16 protein-coding genes are annotated in these 18,749 nt (G+C 70.1%); 9 read left to right on the top strand and 7 right to left on the bottom strand.

Annotated features, from left to right (window positions below; genetic code table 11):
• Window positions 1-114 precede the first annotated feature (114 nt).
• The 4 genes from IEY84_RS19745 (at window position 115) to IEY84_RS19730 (ending at window position 5,326) form a co-directional block, all read left to right on the top strand.
• On the top strand, window positions 115-1,338 hold the full coding sequence (locus tag IEY84_RS19745; protein ID WP_183546117.1) for a sensor histidine kinase: 1,224 nt from the start codon (window positions 115-117) through the stop codon (window positions 1,336-1,338).
• The gene (locus IEY84_RS19740) at window positions 1,335-2,012 is read left to right on the top strand and encodes a response regulator (protein ID WP_183546115.1); all 678 of its coding nucleotides are present in this window, start codon (window positions 1,335-1,337) and stop codon (window positions 2,010-2,012) included. The genes IEY84_RS19745 and IEY84_RS19740 overlap by 4 nt, the downstream gene beginning before the upstream one ends.
• Window positions 2,013-2,276: 264 nt before the next feature.
• Window positions 2,277-2,942 (top strand): ABC transporter ATP-binding protein, encoded by a 666-nt coding sequence (locus tag IEY84_RS19735; protein WP_229788852.1) that lies wholly within the window; start codon window positions 2,277-2,279, stop codon window positions 2,940-2,942.
• Window positions 2,942-5,326: an ABC transporter permease gene (locus IEY84_RS19730; protein WP_183546096.1), complete on the top strand. Its 2,385-nt coding sequence runs from the start codon at window positions 2,942-2,944 to the stop codon at window positions 5,324-5,326. The genes IEY84_RS19735 and IEY84_RS19730 overlap by 1 nt, the downstream gene beginning before the upstream one ends.
• Before the next feature lie 157 nt (window positions 5,327-5,483).
• Here IEY84_RS19730 and IEY84_RS19725 read toward each other — a convergent pair whose 3' ends face one another.
• On the bottom strand, window positions 5,484-6,416 hold the full coding sequence (locus tag IEY84_RS19725; protein WP_183546094.1) for a TerC family protein: 933 nt from the start codon (window positions 6,414-6,416) through the stop codon (window positions 5,484-5,486).
• Window positions 6,417-6,632: 216 nt separating this feature from the next.
• On the opposite strand from IEY84_RS19725, the gene IEY84_RS19720 reads away from it, so the two are divergent.
• Entirely contained in the window at window positions 6,633-7,472 is an 840-nt protein-coding gene (locus IEY84_RS19720; RefSeq protein WP_183546092.1) for a DUF8832 domain-containing protein, read from the top strand.
• A 17-nt stretch (window positions 7,473-7,489) separates the two neighbouring features.
• On the opposite strand, the gene IEY84_RS19715 is transcribed toward IEY84_RS19720, so the two are convergent.
• The 5 genes from IEY84_RS19715 to IEY84_RS19695 form a co-directional block, all read right to left on the bottom strand.
• Window positions 7,490-9,208, bottom strand: coding sequence for a copper resistance CopC/CopD family protein (locus IEY84_RS19715; RefSeq protein ID WP_183546090.1), 1,719 nt, complete (start codon window positions 9,206-9,208; stop codon window positions 7,490-7,492).
• Window positions 9,205-9,915 carry a YcnI family copper-binding membrane protein gene (locus IEY84_RS19710; protein WP_183546088.1) on the bottom strand — a complete coding sequence of 237 codons (711 nt, stop codon included), beginning with the start codon at window positions 9,913-9,915 and terminating at the stop codon, window positions 9,205-9,207. Before IEY84_RS19710 ends, IEY84_RS19715 begins: the two co-directional genes overlap by 4 nt.
• 66 nt (window positions 9,916-9,981) lie before the next feature.
• A complete protein-coding gene (locus tag IEY84_RS19705; RefSeq protein WP_183546086.1) occupies window positions 9,982-10,503 on the bottom strand; it encodes a cell division protein FtsQ in 522 nt (173 codons plus the stop codon).
• 194 nt (window positions 10,504-10,697) lie between these two features.
• A complete protein-coding gene (locus IEY84_RS19700) occupies window positions 10,698-11,327 on the bottom strand; it encodes a 3-oxoacid CoA-transferase subunit B (RefSeq protein WP_183546084.1) in 630 nt (209 codons plus the stop codon).
• A gap of 1 nt (window position 11,328) precedes the next feature.
• Window positions 11,329-12,093 (bottom strand): CoA transferase subunit A, encoded by a 765-nt coding sequence (locus IEY84_RS19695; protein ID WP_183546082.1) that lies wholly within the window; start codon window positions 12,091-12,093, stop codon window positions 11,329-11,331.
• 127 nt (window positions 12,094-12,220) lie between these two features.
• On the opposite strand from IEY84_RS19695, the gene IEY84_RS19690 reads away from it, so the two are divergent.
• The 4 genes from IEY84_RS19690 to IEY84_RS19675 all read left to right on the top strand — a co-directional run bounded on the left by IEY84_RS19690 (window position 12,221) and on the right by IEY84_RS19675 (window position 17,672).
• Window positions 12,221-12,988 carry an IclR family transcriptional regulator gene (locus IEY84_RS19690; protein ID WP_183546080.1) on the top strand — a complete coding sequence of 256 codons (768 nt, stop codon included), beginning with the start codon at window positions 12,221-12,223 and terminating at the stop codon, window positions 12,986-12,988.
• Between the two features lie 75 nt (window positions 12,989-13,063).
• Window positions 13,064-13,405: a hypothetical protein gene (locus tag IEY84_RS19685; RefSeq protein ID WP_183546079.1), complete on the top strand. Its 342-nt coding sequence runs from the start codon at window positions 13,064-13,066 to the stop codon at window positions 13,403-13,405.
• Window positions 13,405-14,139 carry a hypothetical protein gene (locus tag IEY84_RS19680; protein ID WP_183546078.1) on the top strand — a complete coding sequence of 245 codons (735 nt, stop codon included), beginning with the start codon at window positions 13,405-13,407 and terminating at the stop codon, window positions 14,137-14,139. The genes IEY84_RS19685 and IEY84_RS19680 overlap by 1 nt, the downstream gene beginning before the upstream one ends.
• Window positions 14,139-17,672 (top strand): CHAT domain-containing tetratricopeptide repeat protein, encoded by a 3,534-nt coding sequence (locus IEY84_RS19675; RefSeq protein ID WP_183546077.1) that lies wholly within the window; start codon window positions 14,139-14,141, stop codon window positions 17,670-17,672. Before IEY84_RS19680 ends, IEY84_RS19675 begins: the two co-directional genes overlap by 1 nt.
• On the opposite strand, the gene IEY84_RS19670 is transcribed toward IEY84_RS19675, so the two are convergent.
• On the bottom strand, window positions 17,611-18,642 hold the full coding sequence (locus IEY84_RS19670) for an LLM class flavin-dependent oxidoreductase (protein WP_229788850.1): 1,032 nt from the start codon (window positions 18,640-18,642) through the stop codon (window positions 17,611-17,613). The genes IEY84_RS19675 and IEY84_RS19670 overlap by 62 nt on opposite strands.
• Between the last annotated feature and the right edge of the window lie 107 nt (window positions 18,643-18,749).

Below are 18,749 nucleotides of genomic sequence, written 5' to 3'. Positions count from 1 at the left end.
TCAAGCGGCGAAGGTCCATCGCCAGCCTCTGGATTCTAGTCCGCCCAGGGTCTGAGGAGCACATCCGTCCCCGGGCTGACGTCCCGACCGCCCAGCCTCCTCTACGGTGGTTGCGTGGAGGAGTTGGTACGGCCCTGGCGGCTCGGCCCGCGGGGGCGATGGTGGTTCGACGTGCTGCTCGCCGGCACCCTGTTCCTGATCATCCCGTTCTACGCGGTCCAGGCCATGCTCGACGGCGGCGCGGCGCAGGACGTCTCCAGCACCGACCACGTCGTCGACCTGGTCCTCGTGATCATCCAGCTGGTGCCGCTGCTGTGGCGGCGTCGCCATCCGGTGATCGTGTACGCCGTCGTGGCCTCCGCGTGCGGGCTGCAGGTGCTCCTCCTCGACTATCCGCTCGTATCCCAGCTCTCCTTCCCGATCGCGGTCTACTCGGTCGCGCGCTACGCCAGGCCGCGCTGGGGCCTTGCCGCCCTCGCGGTGGGCGTCTTCGGTTCCTTCCTCGGCGCGTACGACTGGATGAGCACCGTCGACGCGTCCAGCGGGGGGACCCAGGGCGGCATCAACTGGAGCACGTACGTCTCGGTGGTGCTCTCCCTCGCCACGTTCCCGGTGGCCGCTTGGGCGCTCGGAGCGCTGGCACGCACCCGAGCGGCGTACGTCGACTCGCTGATCGAGCGCAACGAGCAGCTGCGCCGCGAGGCCGAGCAGCGGGCCGAGCTCGGAGCGACCCAGGAACGGGCGCGGATCGCGCGCGAGATGCACGACGTGGTCGCTCACGGGCTGAGCGTCATCGTGGTGCAGGCCGACGGCGCGCGCTATGCCGCCGAGCAGGACCCGGCCCTCGCCCCGAAGGCGTTGGAGACCGTCGCGCAGACGGCGCGCGAGGCGCTGGCGGAGATGCGACAGCTCCTCGGTCTGCTGCGCGACGGGGACACGCTGACCCGCCCCCAGCCGCGTCTCACCGACATCGCGACGCTCGTCGAGGAGACCCGGGCCGGTGGGATGACACTGGCCGCGACCCTTCCCGATCCGAGCCTCGCCGTGCCCGAGGGCGTCGCGCTGACCTCTTTCCGGGTGGTCCAGGAGGCGCTCAGCAACGTACGCAAGCATGCCGGTCCCGGCGCCGCTGCCCGGGTGACCGTGACGGCGGACGGGGGCAGCCTGGAGATCGAGGTCACCGACGACGGCCGAGGCGCCGCCGCCGAGGAGACCCGCGACTCCAGCGGGCTCGGGCTCATCGGCATGCGCGAGCGCATCACCGCCCACGACGGAATCCTCGAGACCGGCCCGGCGCCCGGTGGCGGTTTCCGCGTCTACGCGAAGATGCCGCTATGACGCCTCGTGCCGAGCCCATCAAAGTACTGCTCGTCGACGACCAGGAGCTCGTCCGCGCCGGGTTCCGGATGCTCATCGACTCCCAGCCCGACCTCACCGTCGTCGGTGAGGCCGGCGACGGCCAGGAGGCCGTCGCCGCGCTGGGCCGGACCGAAGCCGACGTGGTCCTGATGGACGTACGCATGCCCCGCATGGACGGCGTCGAGGCGACCGGTCTGATCGCCGGCCGTGAGGGCGCACCTCGTGTGATCGTGCTGACCACCTTCGACCTCGACGAGTACGCCTTCGCCGCGATCCGGGCAGGCGCGGCGGCCTTCCTGCTCAAGGACGCCCGTCCGGAGGACCTGCTCACCGCGATCCGCACCGTGCACGCCGGCGACTCCGTCGTCGCACCCAGCACCACCCGGCGCCTGCTGGAGCACTTCGCCGCCGCCGCACCCCTGACCCCCACGACGGCCGCCGCCGAGCAGCGCCTGGCGATACTGACCGAGCGCGAGCGTGAGGTCCTCACCCTCGTCGGCCGCGGCCTGTCCAACACCGAGATCGCCGAGACCTTCGTGGTCGCCGAGGCCACCGTGAAGACCCACGTCGGCCGGCTGCTGGCCAAGACGGGTTCTCGCGACCGGGTCCAGCTCGTCGTACTGGCCTACGAGACCGGCCTGGTCGGCCGCTGACCGTGGTGGATGTTCGTCTAGGTATGCAGGCCAGTCATCACATCCCTAGCGGAGTTCCGCGAGGGGAGCGCCCGTTCGGCTGCATACCTTGACGAACATCCCCGCCCGAGCACCAGGGAAGACCCTGAGCCGACCCTTGCCGATCAACCCCAGGTCGTACGCCGGGATCAGCCCCCAGCCCGATGTGCGCTGACGCCTTGCGGCGAGAGGCTCTGTGTCATGACACAGACCTCTGTTCCCACGACAACGGCCGCAGCCCGAGCGGTGAGATTGACCAAGACCTATGGCAAGGGTGCCACCGAGGTGCACGCGCTGCGCGGCGTCGACCTGGAGATCCGCCGGGGTGCGTTCACCGCGATCATGGGCCCGAGCGGCTCGGGCAAGTCGACGTTGATGCACTGCCTGGCCGGGCTCGACCGGCCCACCAGCGGCGAGGTGTCGGTTGCCGGGCAGCCCTTGGAGAACTTCAATGACGACCAGCTGACCATCTTCCGGCGGGAGAACGTCGGGTTCGTCTTCCAGGCGTTCAACCTGCTCCCGATGCTCACCGCCGGGCAGAACATCCAGCTGCCGCTGGAGCTGGCCGGCAAGCGGGTGACCGACGAGACCCGCGCACGGGCGCAGATGATCGCCGACACCCTCGGCATCGGCCAGCGTCTCGGGCACAAGCCGTCGGAGCTCTCCGGCGGTCAGCAGCAGCGCGTGGCCATCGCCCGTGCGCTGGTGACCCAGCCCGCGATCCTCTTCGCCGACGAGCCCACCGGAAACCTCGACTCCGAGACCTCCGCTGAGGTGCTCGACCATCTCCGCCGCAGCGTCCGCGAGCTCGGCCAGACCGTGGTCATGGTGACCCACGAGGCGTCCGCCGCTGCGTACGCAGACGAGATCGTGACCGTCAAGGACGGGCGCATCGAAGGGGTGACGCGCTGATGCGGACGGTGTTGTTCGCGTCCTTGCGAACCTACGCCCGTAGATATGCCGCCGCCGTGGTGGCGGTCATCGCCGCGGTCGCCCTGATCGTGGTCACCAACGCGCTCACCACCGCGACGAAGGCGGGCCTGTTCGCGGGCATCGACGCGCCGTTCCAGAACGCGGTCGGGGCGGTCGACTTCCCGTCGGAGGAGGTCACCGAGAAGTACACCGAGCAGGGCGGCTGGCCGATCGCCGCCTCGATGCAGTCGGTCCGCTCCGAGACGAAGCTGCTGGGCCAGGAGATCATGGTCGGCGCCGTCTCCACCGAGAAACGCTGGCAGTGGCAGGACCTCGAGGAGGGCCGGTTCCCTACCGCCGCCGGTGAGTCCGTCGTCGACGCCAACGCCGCCAAGACCAACGAGGTCGGCATCGGTGACACGCTCAAGGTCGGCACCGGGGAGTCGGCGGTCGAGACGACCGTGGTCGGTCTGGTGGACGCCCCGGCGATGTGGTCCTCGCCGATCTATGTCACCTTGCCCGAGATGCAGGGCTGGGAAGACCAGTACGTCCAGACCGTCATGACCGCCACCACCGGCGACGAGGCCGACGGCTGGCTGAACACCGACGACTACCTCACCGAGCTGCAGACCCAGCTCAACAAGGAGGTCAACGTCGTCGCGTACATGGTTCTGATCTTCGCCTTCATCGCGCTGTTCGTCTCGGTGCTGGTCATCACCAACACCTTCTCGATCCTGTTCGCCCAGCGGATGCGCGACTTCGCACTGCTGCGCGCGATGGGTGCGACGAAGCGACAGGTCCTGAGGTCGGTACGCCGCGAGGCGCTCGCCCTGGGGCTGCTCGCCTCGCTGATGGGTCTGGCGGTGGGTGCGCTGCTCGGTTGGGGGATCGTCGCGCTCGTGCGGCAGCTCGCCGAGACGGCGCCGTTGGGCGCGGTCTCCTTCGAGTGGCCGTGGCTCGTGGGCGCGTTCGTGCTCGGGGTGCTCACCACCCTGGTCGCCTCGTGGCTGCCGACACGTCGGCTGATGCGGCTGAGCCCGCTCGCTGCGCTGCGCCCTCAGGAGGGCTTCGACGTACGCGGTGCCGGCATGTTCCGCATCGGGCTCGGCGTCGCCGTGATCCTCGCCGGGGTGGCGACGATCTTCGTGGCCGTCGGCTGGGACGACGCGCAGATCGGGATGCTGATCGTGCTGCTCGGTTGTGCGGTCACGTTCCTCGGGGTGATGCTCCTCGGGCCCGTGCTGGTGCCCGGCCTGGTTCGGTTGGCCGGGTCTGCCCTGGCGACGGTCGCCGGGTCCCCGGCGAAGCTGGCCGCGGCCAACGCCGGCCGCAACCCGAAGCGCACCGCGGCCACGGCGGCCTCGCTGCTCGTCGGTGTCACCCTCACCACCGGAGTGCTCACCGGGATGAACACCATCCGCTCCGCCACGCTCGACGAGATGGCCGCGCAGCACCCGATCGACCTCGCTCTGCAGGCGGAGTCGAAGCCGTTGGAGGACTCCGTCCTCGACGACGCGAAGTCGGTCCCCGGCGTCGACGACGCGGTGGCCGTACCGGGTGCGATGGCTTCGGTGGAGGCCGGCGGGAAACCCGTTCCGGTGCCTGTCGTCGCCCCGCCAGGGGGAGACATCGCACTGCGCGACCTCTCCGTGAAGCCCGGCACGATGGTGATCTCTCCGGTCGCCGCCTCGGCCTTCGTGGAGGACTCCTTCGAGGCGTCGGGGGAGAAGGTGACGCTGGTCGTCGGTGACCGGTCGGCCACCGTGACCCTGGACGTACGCGAGATCGACGGAGCCCCGCAGATCTCTGCCGCGACGCTTCGGACCCTGACCGAGGACCCGCAGACGTATGCCGTATGGGTCCGTGCGGAGGCCGGCGCCGATCCGGAGGACCTGGCCGGGACGCTCGGAGCGCTGGCTCCGGACGCCGAGCTCATCAACGGCAAGGGTCAGCGCGCCTGGGTCGAGCTCCAGCTGGACGTGTTCACCTGGGCGGTCATCGGCCTGCTGGCGATCTCGGTGCTGATCGCGTTGGCCGGCATCGCCAACACGCTGGGACTCTCGGTGCTCGAGCGCGGGCGCGAGCACGCGCTGCTGCGGGCACTGGGTCTGACCAAGCGCCAGCTGCGGCGGACGCTGGCCGCCGAGGCGGTGCTGCTCTCTGCGGTGGCGGCCCTCGTCGGCACCGCGCTGGGCGTCTTCTTCGCCTGGGGAGGCAGCGAGATCCTGGTCGGCGACATCATGCCCGACGCCACCTTCAAGCTGCCCGTGCTGCAGCTCGTCGGGGTCGTCGTGGCCGCCGGCCTGGCGGGCCTGGTCTCCTGCGTGGCGCCGTCCAAGCGGGCCACCAAGGTCAGTCCGGCGGAGGGACTCGCGCTGGACTGACCGCGGGTGGGAATGTGTTGGTCTCGACACGGACTCGTTCGTTCCTCACGAGTCCGGCTCGACCGACGGGGTGGCCCGTCGGTCGAGCCGCCGCAGCCTCCGCTGGTCGAGCCGCGAGGCCGCCTGCGGCCGAGCGTGTCGAGACCAACACAGTCGCTTACGCGTTCGTCTCCTCCAAGGCCTCGGTCTCCTCCCGAGCCTGCGTACGCGCGGAGGCGATCAGGCTGGTGGTGACGGTGATGGCGAGGATGCCGACGATGATCACCAGTGAGAGCCAGGTCGGCACCACCGGGACGAAGTCCCAGTGCCCGTGGGCCCAGTGGAGGCCGAGCTTGACGCCGATGAAGGCGAGGATCGCCGCCAGGCCGAAGTTCAGGTGGGCCAGCTTGGCCAGCGCCCCCTCGAGCACGAAGTAGAGCGCCCGCAGCCCCAGCAGCGCGAACGCGTTGGTCGCAAAGACGAGGTAGGGGTCGCCGGTGATGCCGTAGACCGCCGGCACGGAGTCGACGGCGAAGATGATGTCGGTCGCGAAGATGGCGAGCACGACGATGGCCATCGGCTTGAGGCCGACCTTGCGGCCGAGACGTACGGCCAGCATCGACTCGGGGTCGATCTCTCTGTCGTGGCCCTGGAGCGCCTCGACGAACAGCTTCGCGGCCGTGATCAGCAGGATCGCGCCGAAGAGCAGGAAGACGATGTCCCACTGGGACAGCGCCGCGGCGCCGAGGGCGATGAAGATGCCGCGCAGCACCAGCGCGCCGACGATGCCGAAGAGCAGCACCTTCTGCTGCAGCTGTCGTGGCACTGCGAAGGCCGCCAGCAGCAGCATGAAGACGAACAGGTTGTCGACGCTGAGCGACTTCTCGACGATGTAGCCGGTGTAGTACTCGAAGCCGGTCTGGCTGCCGTGGGCGGTCCAGACCCAGACACCGAAGGCGAGCGGGAGCGCGACGTAGAAGACCGACCAGCCGATGGCCTCCTTCATGGAGACCTCGTGCGGTCGCCGGGTCAGGAGGAAGTCGAGGGCGATCAGCACCACGACAGCGGCGATGGTGACGGCCCACAGAGTGGGCGTGGCAATGGAATGCATCAGGCAGTGTCCTCAGGCGTATCGATGAACGTCTGAGGTCTCCCTCACCCCGAGACCGAGGCGCCACTCCGGGACGGTGTCGGCACCGACGTACTGACCGGAATGAGCTTGATGAGGTACTCCCCTCGAAGTGAAGCCTATCGGTTGGGTGGAAGGGGCTCGCAATCGACCCGAGGGGAGTCGGCCGGTCGACCAGTGACATGACACCCTTGTCCCGTGCGTGTCGGAATTGCTGCTGTCGTCCTGTCTCTCGGCCTCGCGATCACCCTGATCGCCTGCGGCGGTGAGCCGGAGGCCGCCGACCCCACCTCGACGTCTAGCGAGTCGGCCAGCGTCGCGACCGTCGTGACCGAGATCAAGGGCGCTGACGGCACCACCGCGACCGCGGGCGGCTACACGATCGGTGACGTCAGCCTGCCCGCCGAGGCGGGCACCCCGGGGAAGCTGAGCTTCACGATCACCAAGGGTGGGGACCCGGTGACCGACTACATCGAGGAGCAGACCAAGGACATCCATGTCTACGTCGTACGCGACGACCTGGAGGTCTTCCGTCACGTCCACCCCACCCAGGGCGATGACGGCGCCTGGTCCGGCGACCTGACGCTCCCTGCTGGTGGCACCTACCGGGTGGTCGCGGAGTTCGCGGCCCGGACCCCCGACGACAAGGGCGAGCAGGCCATGCTCGGCGCGACGGCGAAGGTCGCCGGCCCGACCGAGGTGGACGTACCCGGCTCCGACGACGGCGTCGTGATCGCCGCGCTCGAGGAGACTCCGAAGCCCGGGATCGACCAGGAGATCGGTGTCCTGGTCTCCGACCCGGCCGGCAACCCGGTCAACCTGGGGACCTATCTGGGGGTCTACGCACACGTGACCGCGTTCAGCCGCGAGACCGGCGAGGTGATCCACCTGCACCCGCTCGGCGGCCCCGAGAACGTCGAAGGCGGCACCCGCCTCGGCATCCATGTGAAGCCGCCGAAGGCGGGTGACTACGTCTTCTTCGCGCAGGTCCGCGTCGACGGGATGATCCACACGCTCCGGCTCCCTGTCACGGTCTGAAGATCACGGTCTGAAGGTCACTGTCTTACGGGGAACTCCAGCACCGCCAACGGACTCTCGAACTCACCGAGCCGCAGTCCGACGGTCGCCTCCCAGGTCCCACCCTTGGGAAGTACGACGTCGGCCTCCCAGGTGCCGGCGCCGACCGTGGTCAGGGCCAGACTCCCGAGGTCCACGTCGCCGGACCTGAGCTTGGCGGTCGGGACCGCTGCGGCCTCGACCGGCTCGCCGGCGGCGTCCTGGATCTGCAGCCGGAGCACGTTCGGCCCCGGGCCTGCGGGCGTCAGCGTCGCGTACACCCGATGGTCGTCACCGAGCTCCGCAGCCTGGGTGTTGGTCTGGGCGACGGTGGCGGTGCCGGACCCTGTCGAGCCGGCGTCGGCCTGCGGCGGCTGGTCGACCAGGAAGCCGGTGACCCCGAGAACCACCACGAGCACGCCCGCCTCCATCAGCACCGCGCGGCGCAGCATCGAGCCGGCCTCGACGGTGTCGTCGTGACCGGCCGCCTGCCGGACGCGCGGGAGGACCAGCAGCCGGTTGCCGGCCGCCATCACCGCGACCGCGACGACCAGGGCGACCTTGGTCATCAGCAAGGTGCCGTACGTGCTGTTGAGCAGGTTGTCCCAGGAGCCGAGGATCCGCCAGCCCAGGAGCACGCCGGAGGCCGCGAGCGCGGCCAGGGAGATGGCGGCGAGGGTGGAGAAACGGGTCACGATCTCGGCCGCGACCGTGCCGCGCCGGGTGATCAGCGGGAGGGTCAGCGCGAGACCGACCAGACCGCCGAGCCAGAGCGCCCCGGCGATGAGATGGATGATGTCGGTCGCGGTGACCAGCCAGGCCGGTACGACCGCGCGGGAGTGGCCGACCAGTGCCGGTGAGGCGATCGCGACCAGGCCGGCGGCCGCAGCCAGGCGGGGACGCTCGCGCAGCGCGAGCGTGGCCGCGATGCCCAGGATCCCGACCAGCGCGCTGAGCCACTCCTTGCCGACCGACGCCGGCGACCAGGCGTCGAAGGTGAGGATCGCGCCCGGCCCGCTCTCGCTCTGCAGCGCACCGCTGGCCGGCGCCAGGAACACCAGCGCGAGGACCGCGACCATGCCGGCGAGGATCTGCAGACGCTGGACCCGGGCGATCGCCCGGTCGGGGATGCGGCGGTCACCGACGCTGGGCCCACCCAGGATGAGCGCACGGAACCAGACCAGGCCCACGACCAGCAGCAACGCGGCGTACTGGATGAACTGGAGAACCCCGTGGATCACCGCTGTCGCCCGCGACGGCTCCGAGGACGGGGGTGGGGCGACGCTGAGGCTCGGCGCTCCGACCGCGAAGGTCAGCGAGCCCGAGATCGGGTGGCCGTCGGCCGAGACGGCACGCCAGGCGACGACGTAGGTGCCGTCGCCGAGGCTGCTCGCATCCGCGAGCGCGACCTCCATCTCGGTGCCGCTCGCGGTCGCCTCGGAGGTCACCTCCTGGCCCTTCGCGTCGTAGACCGTCACACCCGCCGGCGGCAGGGTCACGGCCTCGTCGAAGGTGAAGGTGATCGTCTCCGGCGCCTGTTCGAGGACCGCACCCTCTGCCGGGTCGGTGCCGATCAGCGTCGCGTGAGCCTGGGCGGGGGAGATGCTGAGCAGGACGGCGTACGCAGTGGCTGCGAGCACCACCAGCAACCGCCCCAGGCCGCGCCGGCCCGGGCCTCGGTAGTCGAGGCCGGGCCGGCGCGTCAGGGGAGCACTCACGCCTTACGACGTCCCAGCGCGAGGGCGGTCGTGCCCGCGATCAGGCCGAGGATGCCGGCGCCGGCGCCGACAGCGCCCCACAGGTTGCCGTCGTCGCCCTCCTCGACGTCCGCAGCGACAGGCTCTGCCTTCTCGGCGGACTCCTCGGAGTCGTGGCCGTGGCCGTCCTCACCGCTCGCGGCGGTGACCTCGAAGGCCGGAGCCGGGTTCTCGGGCTCCTCGGTGGCGCCCTCGGGGGTCTCCTCGATCCAGGCGGTCTCGCCCTTCACACAGGTCTGGATGACCGGGAAGGCGAGCGTGCCCTCTTCCTCGGGAAGCTGCAGGGAGACCTCGAAGGCGTCACGCTGCCCGTCGGGCAGCGGGGTCTTCGCGGTGTAGACGATGGTGGCGTCGCGCTCGGTCAGCTCGTTGCCGTGGGCGTCCTTGATCGGCTCGGCGAGCTTCTCCTTGGTGACCTTGACGTCGTAGAACGGCTGACGGGTCGGGGTGACCGTGTTGACCCCTTCCGGCACCTGGATGGTGATCTGCTTGGTCGGGGAGCCTTCGCAGCCGTGGCCGTTGCTGAAGGTCAGCACGGTGTACGCGCCCGCCGCAGTCTCGGTCGGGGTGACCGTGACGTGTGCGGAGGCCGGAGCGGCGACGAGGAAGGTGACGGCCGCGGCAGCGGCGGCGGGCGCGCCGAGGCGCGCGAGGGTACGTCGAGACATGGTGTTGCTTTCTGTGGAGTGGTCTGCTGACGGGCGTTCGTGTGCCCGGTGGTCGGGGTCGAGTCCTCAGGCGAGGACCGGTGGACCCCGGCCGGCAGCGACGTACGTCCACAGTCCGGTGCGCGGCACGACCGGCTGTGCCGGGACCGGCAGGCGGAACGGAACCAGGGCCTGGGGCGTCGCCAGCGCACGGGCGATGACCCGCCAGGCCCGGCGATGCAGCATCCACACCACCACGGTGAGCGCCGCGGCCACAGCGTGCGCGAGGAGCATCGAGGTGCCGCCCGAGCCGGTCTCGTGCGCGTGTGCAACCGGCGCGGCGTACGCCTCGAACGCCTCGTGCATCCCCAGCTGAGCCGCTCCGGCAAGCACCGCTCCCAGAGCGATCCCGACCCGGCGCTGCAGCACCACGACGCCGGTGCCAAAAGCAGCGAACCCGGTCGCCACCAGCCACAACGCGTCCGGCAGCTCTCCGCCGCCGGCCAGGTGGGCCAGGCTGGACCCGGTGGTGATCTCGATCGCGGCCAGCAGCGCCAGCCACACGCTCCCGCGCGTCGGCCGCACCACCTTCAGTTCCACGCCGCCCATTCTCGCAGACCCCCCGCCGAGACGTCAGTTTCTGACCGCGAGAGGTCAGTTTCTGGTGCCGAGGCGTCACGCACGTCGGCCGAGACGTCACGCGCGTCGCCCGAGATGGCATCGAAATGACATCTCGACCGACGTACGCGACGTCTCGGCGTCAGAATTCGACGTCTCGCGCCCAGAAACTGACGTCTCGGCGGTCAGCGGAGGATCGGAGGCTCGGTCTTCTCTTCCACCTCGCCGAGCGTGACGCCCGGGGCGAGCTCGACGAGGCGCAGGCCCTCGGGGGTGATGTCGAGGACGCAGAGGTCGGTGATGATGCGCTGCACGACGCCGAGGCCGGTGTAGGGCAGCGAGCACTCGTTCACGATCTTGTAGGAGCCGTCGCGGGCGACGTGCTCCATCAGCACGACGACCTTCTTGGCGCCGTGGACGAGGTCCATGGCACCGCCCATGCCCTTGACCATCTTGCCGGGGATCATCCAGTTCGCCAGGTCGCCGGCCGCGGAGACCTGCATGGCCCCGAGGATGGCGGCGTCGATCTTGCCGGAGCGGATCATCCCGAAGCTCATGGCGGAGTCGAAGAAGCTCGCCCCCTTGCGTACGGTGACCGTCTCCTTGCCGGCGTTGATCAGGTCCGGGTCGACGGCGTCCTCGGCCGGGTACGCGCCGGTGCCGAGGATGCCGTTCTCGCTCTGCAGCACCAGCTCGACGTCGTCGGGGACGTAGTTGGGCACCAGCGTCGGCAGCCCGATGCCGAGGTTGACGTAGTCGCCGTCGGAGAGCTCCGCGGCGGCGCGGGCGGCCATCTCTTCACGTGTCCATGCCATGTCAGCGGACCGTCCTCTTCTCGATGCGCTTCTCGGCGGCCTGTTCGGGGGTCAGGGGAACCACGCGGTGGACGTAGACCCCGGGGAGGTGGACGTCGTTCGGCGGGATCTCGCCGGGCTCGACGAGCTCCTCGACCTCGGCGATCGTGATCTGCCCGGCCATCGCGGCGAGCGGGTTGAAGTTGCGGGCGGAGTCCTTGAAGAGGAGGTTGCCGTGGCGGTCGCCCTTCCACGCGCGGATGATGCCGAAGTCGGCGACGATGGCCTCCTCGAGGACGAACTCGCGCTCGCCTTCAGGCGTCTCGAAGGTCATCACCGGCTTCTCGGGCGAGGTCTTGATGACGTTGCCGGCGTCGTCGTACTTCCACGGCAGCCCGCCCTGCGCCACCTGTGTGCCGACGCCGGTGCGGGTGTAGAACCCGGCGATGCCGGAGCCGCCCGCGCGCATCCGCTCGGCGAGCGTGCCCTGCGGGGTCAGCTCGACCTCGAGGTCGCCGGAGAGGTACTGCCGCGCGAACTCCTTGTTCTCACCGACGTACGAGGCGACGACCCGCCGCAGTCGCCCGGCACCGAGCAGCAGGCCCAAGCCCCAGTCGTCGACGCCGGCATTGTTGGAGACCACCTCGAGGTCGGTCACGCCGGCCTCGAGGAGAGCATTGATGAGCACCGAGGGGATGCCGCACAGCCCGAAACCGCCGACCGTGAGGGTCGCTCCGCTCGGTACGTCCGCGACCGCCTCGGCGGCTGAGGAGATGACCTTGTCCATGATGATCAGTCAAGGGTGGGCGCGCCGATCGGTCAATAGATGAGCGCGAGTTCACGCTCAATCTTTCGATGAGCGACCCAGTTGACGCACTGGCGTTCACTGAATGGACGCACCTATCGTACGTCCCATGGAACCCGGTCCGGGCCCGCAACAGCCCAGTGTCATCCGCCGCAGCGCGCACCTGCTGCGGCTGCTCGCCGCGCGCGAGCCGGAGGGCTCGACGACCACCCAGCTCGCGACGGCCGCCGCCATCCCGCGCCCGACCGCCCACCGGCTGCTCAGCGCGCTCCAGGAGGAAGGGCTCGTCGAGCGCGACAACAGCACAGGCACGTGGCACCTGGGTCCGGAGTGCTTCCTGCTCGGCGCCGCCGCGACCACCCGCCACGACATCACGCCGGCGGCCCGGGCGGCCGTGCTCCGCATCGCGCGCGAGACGGGGGAGAGCGCCTTCTTCTCGATCCGGCGCGGCGACGAGACGGTCTGCGTCCTGCGCGAGGACGGCAGCTTCCCGATCCGTTCGCACGTGCTCCACGAGGGGATCCGGTTCCCGCTCGGCGTCGCCTCGGCCGGCCTGGCGATCCTCGCCTTCCTGCCGGAGTCGCGGCGCGAGGCCTACCTGGCCCGCGCCGACCTCGTCGAGGCCTACGGCGAGCAGCACTCGGCGTCCGCTCTGCGCAAGCGCATCGCCGCGACCCGTGAGCTCGGCTTCGCGGTCAACCCGGGCCTGCTCGTCGTCGGCAGCTGGGGCCTGGGTGCCGCGGTCTTCGACGCCCACGGACAGCCGTACGGAGCGCTCAGCATCACCGGCATCGAGGCCCGCCTCGCACCCCCTCGTCAGACCGAGCTCGGCCGCCTCCTCCTCGAGGCCGCCCACATCCTCACCGCCCCTGGGTGAGGCGCGGCAGCGGCGCTGAGCAGCGCGGTGGAAGAAATCGCTGCGGGACCGATGACGGGTCGCTACGGTGCACGGATGGATCTTGGGCATCTGTGCGAAGAGCTTCCCGACCTTCGGCGCTCCGGCGGCGTCATGGAGCTCGAGCAGGCGTTGGCCGCGATCAGGTCCGGCACCGAGGCGTGGGTTGCGCTGCGCGAATCCGGCCTGGTCGACGACGCCGACGCCGACGCCGTGTCCGAGGGGGACACACGGTCGCGGAGCACGCCGCCACGGGTCGAGGGCGCAGCGGCTGTGGTTCGGGGCGCCTATGTCTGCCCGGAACGACGATGCTCCAGACGAGTTGTCGCGGCCGGTTCGAACCGGCCGACGTGCGGCGTCTTCGATCGGTTCCTCGAGTTCGACGGTGGTCTCGCCTGATGTTGACCGCAGTGGTCGCGGACCTCGGCAAGAACCTCGCCGGCCGCGCTCTTGCCGAGAGGTGGCTCACCGGGCTGGTCTATGCCGCCGTGGTTGCCGTCGGGTGCGTGCTCGGGCAGTCCCAGTGGTCGGACTTCGCCGAGCTCGCGACGAAGACGAACGCAGCGCTGTCGCCGACGCGAACGGCTGGTCAGACGCTGATGATCGGCGCGGCCGTGGTCGCGGCGGTGTGGGCCAGCGCCAAGGCTGCCGAGGTCATGCAGGCCGGCTACGGCTGGCTCACCACTCGCTCCCTCCCCGCCGCGACAGCGATCGTGCTGCCGCGGCTCAAAGAGGTCCTGGAAGGTCCGGAGAAGCGGGTGCGCGAGTTCTACAAGCTGAGTCTGGTGGATCTGTGGCCGCGCCTGTGGATCGTGCTTCCCGACGCTCCGAAGACGGCACTGTGGGAGTCGCGTCAGCGGTTGGACGGTGCGTTGCGCATCGGCGGGTGGAGCCTGCTCTACCTCGCCGCCGGGATCCTCTGGTGGCCGGCCCTCGCTGTCGGCGTCGTGCTCTGCGTCTACGCGAACGCACTGTGCCGGATCAGGGCCGCCGAATATGCCGCCATGGTCGAGTCGGTGGTCGACGTTCACCTGCACGACCTCAGCACGGTGCTGCTCGATCCGGACGCACCGCTGCGCCCCAGCGGCGCTCAGACGATGACCGCGATCTTTCGCAAGAGCATGGGAGCGTAGTGCGGGACTTCTTCGTACGTGACTGGCCGAACGATCGTGACGACGCGCTCCGCAGGGTCGCGGCCGCGGTGGCGGTCGAGAGCAGTGCCCTGCAGTCGGCGGAGATCGACGAGCACGCGACGTACCTGCTGCAGCACCTCGTGACCCAGCGCGGTGACACCTGGCAGGTCGACAGGGACATCGCCGTGACCCTCGGCTCGTTCTATCTGGGCCGAAGTCTTTCCGCCCCCGGGCAGCCCGACACCGCCGTCGCGCGGGAACAGGGGCGACAGCTTGTCAAGAGCTTCCTGTACGCGGCAGATGCACCTGACCTGCCTGCATGGGTGACAGCTCGGCTCGGCGAGGTCGGCTTGCCGCCGCGAGAGTGGCTGGGGGAGGAGGACCTGAGCCGAGAGCGTTGGTCCGGCGTCCTGGCGCTCGGCGGGTTCCTGGCCTCGGGCGGTGAGAGTCTCGGCCTGGCGGAGTGGCTGATGGCGTCGCGAGACCTGCTCGAGACGGCGTACGACCAGCTCGTCGAAGGGTCGCTCGACAAGGCGGTGGCGGCCGGTCGGCTCGGCGTGGTGCTCGCCGATCTCGGGGCGGGGTCGGACGACGACCTGCAGAGGATTCTCGACCTGCTGGAGCAGGCCCGGAGCCGGGTTCCCGCCGAGCATGTCGACTACCCGGGTGTGGTCGGTCTGCTCGGACGCCTGCTGTGTCAGGTGGCGCTGGCGCGTCGAGATCTGACGACTCTGGACGAGGCGATCGCATGTCTGCGCGAGGCGGTGGCCGCGGCGACCTACCTGACCGTCCGGCCGGTGCTGGCGATGACCTATGGTGTGCTGTCCGACGCCCTGATGGTCCGGAGGGGCGCAGTCGGTCAGGACGATGCCGACCTGACCATCGAGGACGAGGCGATCGACGCACTGCGCCGGGCAGTAGATCTGACCGTCGGCGTGCCGGCCGCGCGCCGGATCTATCTCGACGCGTTGCACCAGGCGTTGTCACTGGTCCCGTTCCCGTCCACGGAGCTTCGAGACGAGATGAGCGACGTCCTCTGTGCGCTCCTGGAGCTGACCGAGCCCGACGACGCCGCCTATCCGGAGCTGACGCTGCGCGCGGCGGACGCTCTGGCCTCGGCTGGACGACACGACGAGGCGATGGCGCTGCTCACGGGACCGGCGCTGGGGCCGGATGCCGACGCCGATCTGCGTGCGCGCGCCGACGTGGTGCGCGGCCGGATGACCAACGATCGAAACCTCGACGAGATGACCGCGCAGATGACGGCGCTGCTCGGGCAGGATGACGACACGCCGGAGCAAGGACTGATGCAGGTCATGCTCGAGATGCTCGGCCTGGGTCAGGGGGACGAGGAGACGAGGTTCGCGCAGGATGCCGGCGGGATGGTCCAGGGCTTCCTGGCCGGAAGCACGAGTCCCGCCATGGACGATTTCATCACTCGTACGGTCCACGCCATCCGCGCCGGGGAGGTCAGCCCGGCGCCGCCCGCCGACGAGCTCGAGCCGGGACTGCCGGGACTGCCGGGACTGCCGGGACTGGTCCGAGACCCGCAGGTTCGAGACGAGCTGAAGGCGACGGGTCAGGCCCTGCTCGAGGTGGCCACCCCCGGCTCGATGGAGGAGGTCATGGTGCGCTCGCGGCTGTTGGCCCTGGACTTCGCCGAGCGCCAGAGCTCGACCGGGCAGGAGGACGTGGCCTCGAAGATGAGGTTCCTCGAGGAGTTCCTACCTCTGCTCGGGCAGATGCAGGACGCTCTGCGGACCACGTACGACGGGATGGGGCCGGGCGGACTCGTGCTGACGGTCAACGCGAGCGGCACGGCGTTCGACAAGCTCGGACTACTCGACCGCTACATCGCAGAGAGCCGTAAGGCCCTCGCCCGACGTGGCCCGTCGACCGAGGAACGCCGAGCGTGCCTGGCGCACCTGGCGCTGGCGCTGTTCTCCCGCTTCCTCGGCGGGGGACGAGACGATGAGTACGCGGAGGCGGTGGCGCACGCTCGGGAGGCACTGACCGACGTCCGGGTGCCGCACCGAGAGCTGTTCGCGCTGTTCTCGACGTGGGTGCTGGCGGCCGGTTTCCGCGGGACCGGCCAGCATCCGACTCCGGCGGCCGCGAAGACCGTCGCTGCGCAGATCGCCGAAGGTGATGCCTTCTCGGCGTTGGAGGAGATCGAGCGGAACGCCTCCGCGATGCTCGGCCAGGACGTCGCGATGCGACGAGACATCGCCGAGATGGAGGCGATCGACCCGGAGCTGCATCGGGAGTACGTGGAGGCAGTGCGCCTGCATCGGAAGCAGCTCGCGACCGATCCGTACTCCCGCTTTCTCACCTCGACCGAGGAGAAGGCGCAGATCGATGCCCAGATCCGGATGGCGAAGGTGATCCAGAGGGTCCGGGCCTCCGACGAGCTCAGCAGGTTCGTGACCGAGGTGCCGCTCTCCGTCGATGCGATGCGCCCGGCGGCCCGAGACGGCGCCGTGGTGACCTTCAACCTGAGCGAGCTCCGCTGCGACGCGGTGGTGCTTCGTCATGAGGGGGATCCTCTGATCGTGTCGCTGCCGGAGCTCCGGCTCGACGATCTGCGTGAGACTGCGGCCCGATTCCGGGTCCTGGCCCCGAGGGTCGTCTCGGCTCCGAGCCTCTACGGCAAGCTGATGCGAGACACCCTGACCTGGTTGTGGGACAAGGTGGTCGGCCCGGTGCTCGATGACCTCGGCCACCGCTCCGGGGGTGCGGGCACCTCGCTTCCCCGAGTCTGGTGGATGCCGACCGGACTGCTCCAGGGATTGCCGTTGCATGCGGCCGAACGGTTTGACGAGGTGGGTGCTGCGGCGCTCGACCGGGTGGTCTCGTCCTACACCCCGAACGTACGAACCCTGTTGCACGGTCTCTCGCTGCCGCAGGCGCAGCGCCCGGTGCGGCTGCTCCCGGTCGCCGCGACCCGCAACGGCCACCACGACGAGCGCGAGCTGCAGAACTTCCTGGAGGAGGTTGCGGAGGTCGAGGCGCTGCTGCGCCTTGGTCCCGAGCAGGTTGTGCGTTGTGATGCGACGGTGGAGGGGGTCCTCGAGGTCATCGACCAGGCGTCTCTCGCCCACTTCGCCTGTCACGCCGGCGCCGTCGACAACGGTGCGGACAGCCTCGTCGACAGCGTCCTGTTCCTGGCGAACGGTGAGCTCACCGCGCGAGACGTTGCCGATCGGCGCTTGAGCCTGGGCGAGCTGGCCTATCTCTCGGTCTGCGACGCGGCTGTGCTCTCGGACGGGGCGACGGCCATGGGCGAGGTCGTCCACATCGGCTCGGCGTTCCAGGCAGCAGGGTTTCGGCAGACGATCTCGACCATGTGGCCGTTGCTGAATCAGACCGCTCGCGAGGCATCGTCAGCGTTCTACGCCGAGATGGAACCGCACACTGTCGTCGACGCGCCGCTCCCGGCCGCGCGCGTGCTCCACGACGTCGTCCAAGAGCTCAGGAGAGCGAACCCGCTGCGCGCGGAGTCGTGGGCAGGTCTGGTGCACTCGGGCGCGTGAGGGACGCCGATCCGGTCATGATCTCGGCGAGCGCGGCGTCGGAGGCGAGCTGGGCGTCGCGGTCGTAGGTGGAGGTGAAAGCCAGCAGCTCGTCGGCGCCGGTGGCCTCGGCCAGCTGGTCGAGACGACGTCTGACGGTGTCGGGAGATCCCGCGGTCGTACGCGCCAGATGGGCCTCGACCCGCTCCCGCACCTGGTTGGTCCAGGCCTGGTCCCGGATCGACGCGACCGGCTCCAGCGGACCGAACTCCCCGGTCTGCCGCGATCTGGCCATCGCCCATGCCTCCGGCAGCGCGAGCTCGGCGGCGTCGGCGTCGGTGTCGGCGACCAGTACGTCGGCGGAGACCGTCACCGAAGGCTCGGCTGCTCGCGAGGAGGGCCGGAAGTCCTTCCGGTACGCCCCGAGCAGATCGCCCAGCCGCGGGCTGTCGAGCACCGGACCGCCCACGACGACCGGCAGCCCGAGCTGCGCAGCGAGGGCGAGGCCTCGTCCGGTCGCGAGCACGAAGATCGGGATCTGCCGCTCAGCCGCCGGCCGGGCGGTGACCGCCGCCGTACGGTCGAGATAGCCCCGGAGCTCGTCGATGTCCTCGGCGAACGTGTCCGGGTCGTCGAGATCGTGCCGCAGGGCGCGGCGTACGGGAGCGGTGAAGCCCAACGTGCGACCCAGGCCCAGGTCGATCCGACCGGGATAGAGAGCATCGAGCATCAGGAACTGCTCGGCCACGACCAGCGGCTGGTGGTGCGGCAGCATCACCCCGCCGGACCCGAGCCGGATCGTGGACGTGTGTGCGCCGAGCGCTCCCAGCAGCACCGGCGGCGATCCTGACGCGATCCCAGGCACCGCATGGTGCTCGGCGACCCAGAATCGGTGGTAGCCCAGCCGCTCGGCAGCCACCGCCCGTTCGATCGTGTGGGTCAGCGCAGCGCCTTCGGGATAGCCCGTCCGGGTACGGGAGCGGTCCAGCATGGAGAGCCTCACGGCAGGCTCAACCACACAGGACCCCCGAGGCTTCCCGGCGCCTTCGGTGTGGCGAAGAACGCACCCGAAAGGCGTGCGATGAGGGACACACATCC

This window comes from Nocardioides albus, from assembly GCF_014648255.1.
In the GTDB taxonomy this organism is placed as follows: Bacteria; Actinomycetota; Actinomycetes; order Propionibacteriales; family Nocardioidaceae; genus Nocardioides; species Nocardioides albus.
This window is presented reverse-complemented; position numbering and strand designations above follow the sequence as displayed.